General features: G+C 64.6%; 13 protein-coding genes. 6 read left to right on the forward strand and 7 right to left on the reverse strand.

The genetic code is table 11. The features are described from left to right. Positions 1-22: 22 nt before the first annotated feature. The 7 genes from RX330_RS30985 to RX330_RS31015 form a co-directional block, all read right to left on the reverse strand. A complete protein-coding gene (locus RX330_RS30985; protein WP_317241019.1) occupies positions 23-973 on the reverse strand; it encodes a sulfonate ABC transporter substrate-binding protein in 951 nt (316 codons plus the stop codon). Between the two features lie 377 nt (positions 974-1,350). After that, positions 1,351-2,517 carry a cytochrome P450 gene (locus RX330_RS30990; RefSeq protein WP_317241020.1) on the reverse strand — a complete coding sequence of 389 codons (1,167 nt, stop codon included), beginning with the start codon at positions 2,515-2,517 and terminating at the stop codon, positions 1,351-1,353. 234 nt (positions 2,518-2,751) lie between these two features. Then, entirely contained in the window at positions 2,752-3,618 is an 867-nt protein-coding gene (locus tag RX330_RS30995; protein ID WP_212088352.1) for a L,D-transpeptidase, read from the reverse strand. Between the two features lie 226 nt (positions 3,619-3,844). Next, on the reverse strand, positions 3,845-4,051 hold the full coding sequence (locus RX330_RS31000) for a hypothetical protein (RefSeq protein WP_317241021.1): 207 nt from the start codon (positions 4,049-4,051) through the stop codon (positions 3,845-3,847). 12 nt (positions 4,052-4,063) lie between these two features. Next, positions 4,064-4,852, reverse strand: coding sequence for a helix-turn-helix transcriptional regulator (locus RX330_RS31005; protein ID WP_212088350.1), 789 nt, complete (start codon positions 4,850-4,852; stop codon positions 4,064-4,066). A 151-nt stretch (positions 4,853-5,003) separates the two neighbouring features. Next, positions 5,004-5,519 carry a Spy/CpxP family protein refolding chaperone gene (locus RX330_RS31010; RefSeq protein ID WP_249153351.1) on the reverse strand — a complete coding sequence of 172 codons (516 nt, stop codon included), beginning with the start codon at positions 5,517-5,519 and terminating at the stop codon, positions 5,004-5,006. Between the two features lie 301 nt (positions 5,520-5,820). Beyond that, positions 5,821-7,014 (reverse strand): LLM class flavin-dependent oxidoreductase, encoded by a 1,194-nt coding sequence (locus RX330_RS31015; RefSeq protein WP_317241022.1) that lies wholly within the window; start codon positions 7,012-7,014, stop codon positions 5,821-5,823. 262 nt (positions 7,015-7,276) lie between these two features. Here RX330_RS31015 and napE point away from each other — a divergent pair, with 262 nt between their 5' ends. The 6 genes from napE to RX330_RS31045 all read left to right on the forward strand — a co-directional run bounded on the left by napE (position 7,277) and on the right by RX330_RS31045 (position 12,665). Further along, positions 7,277-7,459, forward strand: coding sequence for a periplasmic nitrate reductase, NapE protein (gene napE, locus RX330_RS31020; protein WP_212088344.1), 183 nt, complete (start codon positions 7,277-7,279; stop codon positions 7,457-7,459). Between the two features lie 26 nt (positions 7,460-7,485). Beyond that, positions 7,486-7,815 (forward strand): chaperone NapD, encoded by a 330-nt coding sequence (locus RX330_RS31025; protein ID WP_317241023.1) that lies wholly within the window; start codon positions 7,486-7,488, stop codon positions 7,813-7,815. Positions 7,816-7,831: 16 nt separating this feature from the next. Continuing rightward, positions 7,832-10,345 (forward strand): nitrate reductase catalytic subunit NapA, encoded by a 2,514-nt coding sequence (napA, locus tag RX330_RS31030; protein WP_212088340.1) that lies wholly within the window; start codon positions 7,832-7,834, stop codon positions 10,343-10,345. Beyond that, positions 10,342-10,812: a nitrate reductase cytochrome c-type subunit gene (locus RX330_RS31035; protein ID WP_212088338.1), complete on the forward strand. Its 471-nt coding sequence runs from the start codon at positions 10,342-10,344 to the stop codon at positions 10,810-10,812. Before napA ends, RX330_RS31035 begins: the two co-directional genes overlap by 4 nt. Then, positions 10,809-11,462: a NapC/NirT family cytochrome c gene (locus RX330_RS31040; protein WP_249153350.1), complete on the forward strand. Its 654-nt coding sequence runs from the start codon at positions 10,809-10,811 to the stop codon at positions 11,460-11,462. The genes RX330_RS31035 and RX330_RS31040 overlap by 4 nt, the downstream gene beginning before the upstream one ends. A gap of 87 nt (positions 11,463-11,549) precedes the next feature. Continuing rightward, positions 11,550-12,665, forward strand: coding sequence for an ATP-dependent RecD-like DNA helicase (locus RX330_RS31045; RefSeq protein WP_212088336.1), 1,116 nt, complete (start codon positions 11,550-11,552; stop codon positions 12,663-12,665). Positions 12,666-12,688 lie beyond the last annotated feature (23 nt).

A 12,688-nucleotide genomic window follows, 5' to 3' on the forward strand; every position in this document is an offset into this window, starting at 1 on the left:
ATGGGGAGAGTGGTCGGCACGATCAGGCTGCCGGGTTGCGCCAGACGATGTCGCGAATCGCGATCGGCTTTGGGATCAGGCCGAGCTTGTAGAAGCGGTCGGCGACGCCCTGCTGGGTTGCGACGATCTCGTCGGTGACGGGACCGACCACGAAGTTGGCGCGGTTGGCGGCGACGGTCTGGATGTCCAGCGGGACGCCGGTGATCGCAGCGAGCGATCTGGCGACCTCGTCGCGGTGCTGTTCAGCCCAACTGCCCGCGGCGGTCGTCACGTCGACGATCTGCCGCAGGATCGTTCCATGGTTCTTCGCGAAATCGCGATTGGCGATGTAGAAGGAATTCGTCTTGGTGACCTCGCGCGCATTGATCAGGATGCGGCCGTTCTGCCTGGTCTCGCCGATCGCGAAGTACGGATCCCAGATCGCCCAGGCTTCGATGCTGCCATTGGCAAAGGCCGGGCCCGCATCCGGCGGCGTCAGATAGACCGGCGTGATGTCGGCATAGGTGAGACCGGCCTTCTCCAGCGTCTGCACCACGACGTTGTGGGCGCTGGAGCCCTTGGTGAAGCCGACGCGCTTGCCCTTGAGGCCGGCGATGTCGCGGATCGCCGAGTCCTTCGGCACCAGGATGCCCTGCCCGTTGGTGATGGGCTGGCCCGCGGCATAGACGATCGCAGCCCCGGCGGCTTGCGCGAACACCGGCGGAGAGTCGCCGACCGCGCCGAAATCCACGCTGCCGACATTCATCGCTTCCATCATCGGCGGGCCCGAGGAGAACTCGATCCATTTCACGTCGACGCCCAAGGCAGTGAAATGTTTTTCCAAGCTCGCCTGCTGGCGCGCGATCACCAGCACGCCGGTCTTCTGATAGCCGATACGAATTTCCTTCACAGTGCCTTGCGCGATTGCAGGCGCGGCGATCGCTGCGGCAGCCGCAGTTCCGATCGATAGTTTGAGAAAGTCACGACGCTGCATTCCACACTCCCGGCCACGTGCGGCCGTTGTTCATCTTCGTGTGGAGGATGATGGTGCGGGTTGTTGGAGGTGTCGAGACGTCCGGAAAAATAGCGATGCGCGCACTGCGTGCGCGGCCGTGCGCATGATTAATCTTTCAAGCGCGCGCGATGGTGCAGAGAGATTCTTTTCGCACGCGAATGTGAGCGCACGGTTCCGGTTCGTGATCGCGAAGCACCGAACTGCGAAATGTCGAAAACAACCCCATGCACAGTAGCCGGCGGCAAGGAGATCAATGACTTACGCCTGAAGCGATCTGGTCTGGCAAAACCTTTGCTCCGTCGGGCAAAACAGGCGCATGATGAAATGATCAGCATGGCGCGCGCACGTCTGCGGGCTCAGTGCCCCCATCTCACCGGCAGATTCTGCAGGCCGCGAAAGGCCCAGCCGCCGATCCGCACCGGCTCATCATCGGCGATCTCCAGCTTCTTCGCCCGCGCAAACACGGTCGGTAGCGCGACATCGGCGATCATGGCGCGGGACGCCCAGGCGCCGGCGCAAAAATGCGGGCCGGCGCCGAACGCGACGCTCTTGGTCAGGTCGCGGCGCACGTCGAACTGATCGGCGCGGTCGAAATGCTTTTCGTCCCGATTGGCGGAGCCGAACATCAGGAACACGCGCTCATCAAGCTCGAATGCGACGTCGCGAATGCTCCAGGGCTTTGCAATACGGCGCGGCGACATGCCGATCGGCGAGATCCAGCGGGCATATTCCTCGAACGCCTGCAACCAGGTCACCTCTCCCCTGCGCACGAGGTCGAGCTGCTCGGGATGGGTCAGCAGCGCCCATACCGTGCCGGCGATCGCCTTGCGCGGTTCGTTCTGGCCGCCGGAGATCGCAAGTTTTACATTTGCGCGCACGCTCTCCATCGGCATGCCGGAGGCGAGAAGGACGCCGAGGATGCTCTGGTCGGGATGCTTGTGCATCACCGGCAGGATGTCGTCGATCGCAGCGTCGATTCCCGACGTCGCGGCATGGCAGCGCGCCTCGACGGCGGGATCGCCGGCGTAATTGGCGATGCCCTCGATCATGCCTTGCGACCACGCGTCCATGTCCTCATAGCGGATGTTGGTGAGTCCGGTGATCGACTTCAGGCATTCGCCGGAGAACGGCAGCGCGAAGTCGCGCATGAAATCAGTCCGGCCCGGCTCGATCGCGTCGATGATGCGATCCGCATGCGCCTGGAATTGCGCGGTCCAATGCGCCTTCACCGTCCTCGGCGACACCGTCGGGAACATCGCGCGGCGCTCGACCTGGTGCGCCTCGCCGTCCTTGCGCATCATGTTGTGGCCCATCAGCCGGTTCATCAGGCCGGCGGGCTGGTGCGAGGAGAACACGTCGATCTGCTTCTCGGAGATCGAGATGTCGTCGCGGCTCGTCAGCAGCGTCGAGCCGAGCTGCGGCACGAAGGCGATCGGCGCGTCCTTCCGCATCTTCGCAAGCATCGGATAAGGGTCGGCCCAGAACGCGGCCGGGTCGATGTCGATGCGCGGCGCGGTGCTCAAGACGGTCTTCCCTTGGTTCCCGAGATGTCAGGACAGACTAGCTGGCCACGCGGCCGCCGTCTGTCCCCCACGATAGGGACAGGCCATATTTTGAAGCGCGTGTTCAGAAGCCGGGTGCGCGGGGACATCGCGCGGGCATGGCATGGATGCCGGCGAACCCACTTGTGTCAAGAAGATCGGTCGGTCATTCGTCGCCGGCGTCTGTCCCTAGCGATAGAGACGAACAGAACTGAGCTACTGCGCCTCGGCGATCTTCGCTCCAGACGGCAGCATCTGCGCGTTGGCTGCCAAGGGCCGCTTCGACGGCGGTGCCGGGTCCGGGAATCGGAAAGCGGCGTCGGACGGCGCTCCCTGGGATGGGCGACGGGCGGCACTTGCCGGAAGCACGATCACTTTCGCGCCGACCTTCACCCTCTCGTAGAGGTCCACGACGTCGTCATTGGTCAGCCGGATACAGCCGGACGACACGCGCTTGCCGATCGTATCGGGCTTGTTGGTGCCGTGAATTCGATATTCGGTCTCGCCCAGATACATCGCCCGCGCGCCGAGCGGATTGCCGGGACCGCCAGCCATGAACCGCGGCAGATAAGGCTGACGCGAGACCATCTCCACAGGCGGATGCCAATCCGGCCATTCTGCCTTGCGGGCTACGGTCTGCTCACCGGACCATGTGAAACCTTCGCGGCCGACACCGATGCCGTAGCGCATCGCCTGCCTGTCGTTCAGGACGAGATAAAGGAATGTGTTCCCGGTATCGATGATCACCGTGCCCGGCACCTGCCGGCTGGCGTAGTCAACCACCTGCCGGACCAATGCTCCGGGACCATCGGCGTCGGCTTTGGGCGGTTCGACCAGAGGCGCCGGGGCGGGGATCGGAGCCGGAGTTGGCGCCGATGCATGAACGGGAGGCGCCACGTAAACTGCGCTGGACGATGCCCGGGCTTCCTGCGCGGGCGGCTTCCGCACCGGTTGCACGCTCGCCGGGCGAGACAGCAAGCCATATCCCAATGCGGCGACGGCCAGAGAGCCAATTGCAACCCTCGCGGCCATCGGGATTGCGATCGTCTCTGCCTTCTTGCCGCGCTTGGCCCGCTTGCTCATGTCTTTTCCCAGGTCACCATGCCCAAGAGAGGTAACCAGCAAGTTTTAAGAAACTTCGAAGCGATTGCGCCCGGGGCGGAACCGGCAGCGATGGTTAATACCGGACTTCGGCTCGGCAGTTTAGAATAGCGCCTGCTCGTCAGGTCACGACGTAGACGGCGAACTCCTCATCGCGAAAAGCCGAGGTCCGTATCGCCCGGCGGAACGGACACGCTCCGCTCGTTCGTTAATGGCGGCTTCGGGCCATTAACGGACCTGCTCCCGGCGTGACGACATCGAGCCGATTCTGCCAATGGGGCAACCAGAGCTCTTCGACGAGCGGTCTGCCCCACGCGTCCTCCTTGATCGACGGTTCGAAAAGCAGCGTCAACCGGCGCTCCCGCGGCCAATCGACACGCCATTGGTCTTCCGAAAGGATTTCGACGTCCTTCAAGCGGCGACACCTTCAGTTCAGGCCGCGAGGCCCCGCTAGCAGACCCAGCACGATCGCGAACAATTCGTTCTGCGATGAGATGCCGAGACGCTCATAGGCACGCTTGCGGTAGGTCAGGGTCGAATGCAGGCTGATGCCGAGTGCTTGCGAGATCGCCTCGGAGCTGAAGCCGAGCAAGATGCGGCGGCAGACCTCCTGCTCGCGCGGCGTCAGCGCGGAGAGTGGCGCGCGCCCCGCGAACAGTGCGGCGAGGTTCTGGTCGGGCGTCGCGGTCGAATCCTGCTGGAAATGACGTGCGACACTGGCACCGATCGCGGGCGCGATCGTTTGAAGCCGCGCACGCTCGGCGTCGCTGAAGCGGCCTTGCGCGGCGATGCGGTAGAAATTGACGTAGAAGCAGGTGCCGCCAGTCCAGATCGCGGTCGCGCATTTGTCGACGATGCCGGAATCGTGGAAGAAAAGCTTGCGGTAGCGCGCGCTATACATGCGCGGCGCGAAGGCCGGTAGCATGATGGGCGCATCGCCGTCGCTTTCGAGCAGGGCGTCCCGGTTGGGATCGATCGCGTGGAACTGGCCGGCATAGGCCGCGCCGAGATCTCCGCCGATCGGAATGTTGCCGGCATCGAGCAGGCAGCTTGCCGCACCCGCGCGGCTCAGGGCGAACACCATGCAGTGGCCGACGCCGGCCTGCCGCCGCAAGGTGTCGATCAGGACATTTGGAAAATCGGAGCGGCCGATGGCGAGCACGGCGGGCGTGACGTCGCCAGCCGCCAGGCTCGGGCCTGTTCCGTGGGGCCGCATCATTTCCTCCGTCAGACGCCCTTTTGCCGGAGGATAGCAGCAAGGGGATTTCACCGGAAGGAGGGAGCGGCAGCGCCGTTGAGCCTCCAGGGGTCCGGTCCGGCGCCCCAACGCCTTCTCGCCGGCCGCCTCACAAGGCCGCCCTGTGCACTCAATGGTGGTGGCGCATCTTGTGGCCATTGTGCCCGCCATAGCCGCGGAGCTCGGCGTATCTTCGCATCTGGTCCGGGCTGAGAAGGTCGGCGGTCGCCAAATGATATTTAAGGTGCGCTTCCCGCAGATCGCCCTGCGTGGCGGCAATTGCCGCGGTCGATGCTTTGAGGCTGGCCGGCGTGACGGTGCGGCTTGCGAACAGCCGGTCCAGCTCGGCCTCCTGCGCAATCAGCCGCGCCCCCAGAGGCTGCGCTTCCGCCTTCATGGAGTCGAACATTGCCTTGACGCGATCGCGCTGGCCCGCGTTGAGCTCCAGCTTGTCGGCCAATTCGAGAACGTGAGACGGACCCGGGTAACCGTTCAGCTCAGCCGCGAGCGCCAAACCCATGCCGCGCCCGGCATCGAGGTCCGAGACCTGCTGTTCGGACAGCGCCTTGATCTGGCGTGCCTGCATCCCGGCGTAAGGGGTCTGGGCGAAGACGGAAGCCGACGCCAGCAAGAGCGCGCCGGTCAAGAAAAGTCGCCGCATGGGTCCTCCCGCTCATATCGCTGCAAGATCTTGACGGGGAGCTTAGCCGCCACGGGACGAAGGCGGCAATCACGTTCTGGGGAATTCGGCGGCTCCGTCGCCGGGGCCGCTGAAGACGGAAACAGTCATGGCGCCGCGATGCCGACTGGACGCCGGAAGACGCAGCATTGCGTTGGTTTGCCCGTCGAACCAGACTCGCGAACGAGCCTTGCGTTGGATTAAATGGACGTGCCGCGTCGCTGAACCGACGCGCGTCGGCTCGCGGCAAGAGGTATGTGCGCGCGCCCTACCCCGCCCGCGCCACGTTGATCGCGAGCTTGCCGTAGCGATCCGTGAAGGCCTCGGTGTCGATCTCCTCCAGCTCGATCTCGCCGTTCATGACGCCCTGCTTCCAGGCTGCCTGCGCCGGATCGTTCTGGAACTCCGGCATCACCTCGCGGCCGAACAGCTCGAGCGATTCACAGATGTGCTCGTGGCTGTTCTTGCCGGCCTGGTTGAGCAGGATGACCTGGTCGATATGCGAGGACTGGAAGCGCTTCAGCTTCTTTCGGATCGTCTCGGGCGAGCCGATCAGACCGCCGCGCAAGGCCGCCTCCTGCGCCTCGGGGTTGTCGCGCTTCCACTTGTTGTACTCGTCCCACATGTTGACGGTGTAGGGCGCGGGCCGCTGGCGGTTCTGCGAGGCGCCGTAGAAGCGCAGCGCAAACTGGAAGAAGGTGGCGCCGTCGGCGCGCGCACGCGCCTCCTCGTCGGTCTTGGCGCACATGAAGAACGAGACCAGCGCCATGTTCGGGTTGATCTCGTAATCGGCGAGCTTGTGCAGCCGCTTGGTCATGGCGTTGTAGTAGGCGTGCACCCAGGCATGGGCAGCATCGGCGCTGACGAACTGGAAGCCGAGCGCGCCAAAACCGTGACGGCCGGCGCGCTCGATGGTCGGCAGTTGCGAGCAGGCCATCCACAGCGGCGGATGCGGCTTCTGCACCGGCTTCGGCACCACATTGCGCAAGGGAATGTCGAAATACTTGCCGTGATGCTCGCTGCCGGCATCCCTGAACATCGGGAAGATCGCGGCCACGGCCTCCTCGAACACCTCCTTCTTGGTCTCCATGTCGCGGCCGAACGGGGTGAGCTCGGTGATGGACGCGCTCTCGCCCATGCCGAACTCGCAGCGGCCGTTGCTGAGCAGATCGAGCACCGCGACACGCTCGGCGACGCGCGCGGGATGATTGGTGGTGAGCTGCAGGATGCCGTGGCCGAGCCGGATGTTTTTCGTGCGCTGACTTGCCGCGGCGAGGAAGGATTCCGGCGAGGGCGAGTGCGAATACTCCTCGAGGAAGTGGTGCTCGACCACCCAGGCGTGGTCGTAGCCAAGCTTGTCGGCGAGTTCCATCTGCGAGAGCGCGTTCTGGTAGAGGGCGAGCTCGTCGCCGGCCACCCAGGGCCGCGGCAGTTGCAGCTCGTAGAAGATGCCGAATTTCATGGCGTCGCTCTCCCGCATTCTTGTTGTTGACGTCATCTTAATGCGCGAGGCGGCGCTGTCTACGAAGTCCCAATTCCGCTCCGCGGACATCGCTCGGGGGGGCGCACGATCACACGACGCTGATGGTGCGGTGTGCAACGCAGCGTTCGCTCTGAGCAGGTTGATCTAGATCAAGGCACCAAGACCTCGTCCACCTAAGGTGCCGGCAAGGCAACGGCCCGGATGCCGTCCCGATTCCCACATCATTTCGAAGAGACCGAATATGTCGGCCCCTGACGACACGACCGCGCGCGTGCGCCGTAGGCGCATGGAGATTTTCGCTTTCCTGTTTCTGACCGCAGTCGTGATGCCCGTCCTCGCGGTCGGAACGGTCGGCTCCTACGGGCTCGGCGTCTGGATCTACCAGATGTTCGCCGGCCCTCCCGGCCCGCCCTCCCGCCATTGACTCCCCCAGAGCGAAAGACAGCCATCATGGCCCAGGTCTCACTCGACAACGCCACACTGAACCGCCGCGCATTGATCACCGGACGGCTGCTCAGCGCCGACCGTATCGTGCCGCCGCCGGGCGCCGAGATCGCCAGCATCATCGTGCAGGCGCGCCCCGAGCGTCTCGCCGAGCTCGAGGCCGAGATCACCGCGTTGCCCGGCTGCGAGATCCACGGCCGGGATCCCCGCGGCAAGCTCGTCGTCGTGACCGAAGCGCCCGATGCCGGCAGCCTCGGCACCATGCTCAACACCATCCAGTCGCTGCAACACGTCTATTCCGCGGCACTGGTCTTCCACGCCATCGAAACCGCCTGAGTCAGGAAGAGCCATCATGACATCGCCCAAGCTCGACCGCCGCCAGATGCTGAAGCTCGAGGCCGCCGCAATCGCGGCCGCCGCCGCCGGCATGCCGGTTCCTGCGCTCGCCGCCAATCTCGTCACCGAGCGCAGCAGTGCCGAAATGAAATGGGACAAGGCCGCCTGCCGCTTCTGCGGCACCGGCTGCTCGGTGATGGTCGGGACCAAGGACAATCGCGTCGTCGCCACTCACGGCGACATCAAGTCCGAGGTCAATCGCGGCCTCAACTGCGTCAAGGGCTACTTCCTCTCCAAGATCATGTACGGCCACGACCGCCTGACCCAGCCGATGCTGCGCAAGACGGGCGGCAAATACGACAAGGACGGCGAGTTCACGCCCGTGTCCTGGACCGAAGCCTTCGACATCATGGAGCTGAAGTGGAAGGAGGCGATCAAGAAGCGCGGGCCGAACGGCGTCGCGATGTTCGGCTCCGGCCAGTGGACGATCTGGGAAGGCTACGCGGCCTCGAAACTGTTCAAGGCCGGCTTCCGCACCAACAACATCGACCCCAATGCACGTCACTGCATGGCCTCCGCCGTTGCCGGCATGATGCGCACCTTCGGCATCGACGAGCCGCCCGGCTGCTATGACGACATCGAGGCGACCGACGCCTTCGTGCTGTGGGGCTCCAACATGGCGGAGATGCACCCGATCCTGTGGACGCGTCTGGCCGACCGCCGTCTGTCTGCGCCGCATGTCCGTGTCGCCGTGCTCTCGACCTTCGAGCACCGCTCGTTCGACCTCGCCGACATCGGCATGGTGTTCAAGCCGCACACCGACCTCTACATCCTCAACGCCATCGCCAACCACATCATCAAGACCGGCCGGGTCAACAAGGACTTCATCGCCAAGCATACCGTGTTCAAGCGCGGCCAGACCGACATCGGCTATGGCCTGCGGCCCGAGCATCCGCTGCAGAAGAAGGCAACCGGCGCGGCGAAACCCAACGACGCCACGGACATGAGCTATGACGAGTTCGTCAAGTTCGTGTCGGAATACACGCTGGAGAAGGCCGCCGAGATGTCGGGCGTGCCGCTCAACCGGCTGGAGGCGCTCGCCGAGCTCTATGCCGATCCCAAGACCAAGGTGGTCTCGTTCTGGACCATGGGCTTCAACCAGCACACCCGCGGTGTCTGGTGCAACAACCTCGTCTACAACATCCATCTTCTGACCGGAAAGATCTCCTCGCCCGGCAACAGCCCGTTCTCGCTGACCGGCCAGCCCTCGGCCTGCGGCACCGCGCGCGAGGTCGGCACCTTCTCGCACCGCCTGCCCGCCGACATGGTCGTGACCAACAAGGCGCATCGCGATCACGCCGAGCACATCTGGCAGCTGCCCGAAGGCACCATTCCGGACAAGAACGGCGCCCACGCCGTGCTGCAGAGCCGGATGCTGAAGGACGGCCTGATCAACGCCTATTGGGTGCAGGTCAACAACAACCTCCAGGCCGGGCCCAACATCAACGAAGAGACTTATCCCGGTTTCCGCAACCCCGACAATTTCATCGTGGTCTCGGACGCCTACCCTTCCGTGACCGCGCTTGCCGCCGACCTGATCCTGCCCACCGCGATGTGGGTGGAGAAGGAGGGCGCCTACGGCAACGCCGAGCGGCGCACCCAGTTCTGGCATCAACTCGTCCCCGCGCCGGGCGAGTCGAAGTCCGATCTCTGGCAGCTGATGGAGTTCTCCAAGCGCTTCAAGATCGAGGAGGTCTGGCCCGCGGAGCTGATCGCCAAGAAGCCGGACGTTCGCGGCAAGACGCTGTTCGACGTGCTCTACAGGAACGGGCAGGTCGACAAATTCCCTGTTACCGACATCGAGGCGGGCTACGCCAACGACGAATCCAAGGCCTTCGGCTTCTACGTCCACAAGGGCCTGTTCGAGGAATATGCCCAGTTCGGCCGCGGCCATGGCCACGACCTCGCGCCGTTCGACACCTATCACCGCGAGCGCGGCCTGCGCTGGCCGGTGGTCAACGGCCAGGAGACGAAGTGGCGCTTCCGCGAGGGTAGCGACCCCTACGTCAAGCAGGGCACCGACGTGCAGTTCTACGGCCATGCCGACGGCAAGGCGCGCATCTTCGCGCTGCCCTACGAGCCGCCGGCGGAATCGCCGGACAACGACTATCCGTACTGGCTCTCGACCGGCCGCGTGCTGGAGCACTGGCACTCCGGCACCATGACGCGCCGCGTGCCCGAGCTCTTCAAGGCCTTCCCCGAAGCCGTCTGCTTCATCCATCCCGACGACGCACAGGACATGAAGCTCCGGCGCGGCGACGAGGTAAAGGTCGTGTCCCGCCGCGGCTTCATCCGCGCCCGGGTCGAAACGCGCGGTCGCGACCGGCCGCCGCGCGGCCTCGTCTTCGTGCCCTGGTTCGACGAATCCAAGCTGATCAACAAGGTGACGCTGGACGCGACCGATCCGATCTCGCTGCAGACCGACTTCAAGAAATGCGCCGTGCGCATCGAGCGGGTGAGCCTGTCATGATGAAAAGATTTGCAATAGTCCTGCTCGCGGTCGCAATCGCCGCGGGTACGGGTTCACTGACCGCGCAGACGGTGACGTCCGGCCTGCGCGGCCCGACACCGCTCAACGACGAGGGACCGGCACCGCCGATGCTGCCGAACCGCAACACCTCCGAAAAGGAGGTGCGCAACTATCCGGAACAGCCGCCGGTGATCCCGCACAGCATCGACGGCTACCAGATCGACCTCAACGGCAACAAATGCCTGTCCTGCCACGCACGGGCGCGCACGGCGGAATCGCAGGCGCCGATGGTCTCGATCACGCACTTCATGGACCGCGACGGCCAGTTCCTGGCCTCGGTCTCGCCGCGACGCTTCTTCTGCACGGAATGCCACGTGCCGCAGAACACCGCCAATCCGCCGGTCAGCAACGACTTCATCGACATCGACACGCTGCTGTCGCGCGCCAGCCCCGGTGGCCGGCGATGACGACGACCGCTGACGGGCCCAAGGCCGAGCTGAAGACCAAGCGCGGCTTCCTGGCGCGAAGCCGGGAGTTTGCGTTGGAGCTCTGGCAGGTGCTGACCCGGCCGAGCTCGGTATTCGCCCTCGGCACGCTGGTGTTGGCCGGTTTCGTTGCCGGCGTGATCTTCTGGGGCGGCTTCAACACCGCGCTGGAAATCACCAACACCGAGAAGTTCTGCACCGGCTGCCACGAGATGAAGGACAACGTCTACGCCGAGCTGAAGTCGACCATCCACTTCAGCAACCGCTCCGGCGTGCGCGCGACATGCCCGGACTGCCACGTGCCGCACAACTGGACCGACAAGATCGCGCGCAAGATGCAGGCCTCCAAGGAGGTCTGGGGCAAGATCTTCGGCACCATCGACACCCGCGAGAAATTCCAGGACCACCGGCTCGAACTGGCGGCGCATGAATGGGCCCGCTTCAAGGCCAACGATTCGCTGGAGTGCCGCAACTGCCACAGCGCCGATTCCATGGACATCACCAAGCAGTCGCCGCGCGCATCAGTGGCGCACCAGCGCTTCCTGTTCACCAAGGAGAAGACCTGCATCGACTGCCACAAGGGCATCGCCCATCAGCTGCCCGACATGCGCGGCGTTCCCGGCTGGCAGTAAGGCCAGGCCGGCGGCTTGAACGGGCGGAGCGAATGGTTAGTTTTGGGGGATAGCGAATCGCCTCGTTTCGCACCTCTCAAGACAGACATGGCCACCTTCACCCCGCATCAGGATGCCGCCCTCAAGGCCGTCGGCGACTGGCTGAAAGCAAAACCCGGCCGTAACGGCACGCCGCCGGTGTTCCGCCTGTTCGGCTTCGCCGGGACGGGCAAGACAACGCTGGCGCGGCACATCGCCGAAGGCGTCGATGGCGAGGTGAAGTTCGCCGCCTTCACCGGCAAGGCCGCCCTTGTCATGCGCAACAAGGGTTGCGACGAGGCCTCTACCATCCATTCGCTGATCTACCGCGCCCGCGAATCCGGCGAGGAACAGCCGAGCTTCGAATTGTGGGACGACGCGCCGGCCTCGAAGGCCAAGCTGATCGTGATCGACGAATGCTCGATGGTCGATGCCGAACTCGGGCGCGACCTGATGTCGTTCGATTGCCCGCTGCTGGTGCTGGGAGATCCCGCGCAGCTGCCGCCCATCCAGGGCGGCGGCTTCTTCACCAATACCGAACCGGACGCGATGCTGACCGAGGTGCATCGCCAGGCGCAGGACGATCCGATCGTGCGGATGTCGATGGATGTCCGCGAGGGACGCGAACTCGACATCGGCCGCTATGGCGAGAGCGAGGTGGTTTCCCGCAAGGAGCTCGACCCCGACCGCGTCATGGGCGCCGACCAGGTGCTGGTCGGCCGCAACAACACGAGGCGCGCGTACAACATGCGGGTGCGCCAGCGCCAGAACATCGAGGACGTCTTTCCGGTCGCCGGCGACAAGCTGGTGTGCCTGCGCAACAACCGCAAGAAGGGCCTGTTCAACGGCGGCCTGTGGCGGGTGAAGTCGCGCAACACCTCGCGCTCGAAGTCGCGCATCCTCTCGATGCGGCTGTCTCCGGACGAGGATTTCGGACACAAGGTGACCAAGGTCTCGGTGCGCGCCGATTGCTTCGAAGGCGGCGTCGAGCAGATCGCCTGGGAGCAGCGCAAGCCCTATGACGAGTTCGACTATGGCTACGTGCTGACCGTGCACAAGTCGCAGGGCTCGCAATGGGACGACGTCGTGCTGTTCGACGAGAGCTTCGCGTTTCAGGAGTCCAGGGCACGCTGGCTGTACACGGGAATCACGCGCGCGGCGAAGAGGCTGAGTATCGTCGTTTAGATTCGCTGCCGTCGGGTGGGCAA

Origin of the sequence: Bradyrhizobium sp. NDS-1 (assembly GCF_032918005.1) — a bacterium.
Taxonomy (GTDB): domain Bacteria; phylum Pseudomonadota; class Alphaproteobacteria; order Rhizobiales; family Xanthobacteraceae; genus Bradyrhizobium; species Bradyrhizobium tunisiense.

What these genes read in the sequence shown, in the direction of transcription:
- napA (WP_212088340.1), top strand. Translation starts at nt 7,832, where the DNA reads ATGACATCGCCCAAGCTCGACCGCCGCCAGATGCTGAAGCTCGAGGCC.
- RX330_RS31040 (WP_249153350.1), top strand. Translation starts at nt 10,809, where the DNA reads ATGACGACGACCGCTGACGGGCCCAAGGCCGAGCTGAAGACCAAGCGC.
- RX330_RS30985 (WP_317241019.1), bottom strand. Translation starts at nt 973, where the DNA reads ATGCAGCGTCGTGACTTTCTCAAACTATCGATCGGAACTGCGGCTGCC.
- RX330_RS31045 (WP_212088336.1), top strand. Translation starts at nt 11,550, where the DNA reads ATGGCCACCTTCACCCCGCATCAGGATGCCGCCCTCAAGGCCGTCGGC.
- RX330_RS31035 (WP_212088338.1), top strand. Translation starts at nt 10,342, where the DNA reads ATGATGAAAAGATTTGCAATAGTCCTGCTCGCGGTCGCAATCGCCGCG.
- RX330_RS30995 (WP_212088352.1), bottom strand. Translation starts at nt 3,618, where the DNA reads ATGAGCAAGCGGGCCAAGCGCGGCAAGAAGGCAGAGACGATCGCAATC.
- RX330_RS31015 (WP_317241022.1), bottom strand. Translation starts at nt 7,014, where the DNA reads ATGAAATTCGGCATCTTCTACGAGCTGCAACTGCCGCGGCCCTGGGTG.
- RX330_RS31005 (WP_212088350.1), bottom strand. Translation starts at nt 4,852, where the DNA reads ATGCGGCCCCACGGAACAGGCCCGAGCCTGGCGGCTGGCGACGTCACG.
- RX330_RS31025 (WP_317241023.1), top strand. Translation starts at nt 7,486, where the DNA reads ATGGCCCAGGTCTCACTCGACAACGCCACACTGAACCGCCGCGCATTG.
- napE (WP_212088344.1), top strand. Translation starts at nt 7,277, where the DNA reads ATGTCGGCCCCTGACGACACGACCGCGCGCGTGCGCCGTAGGCGCATG.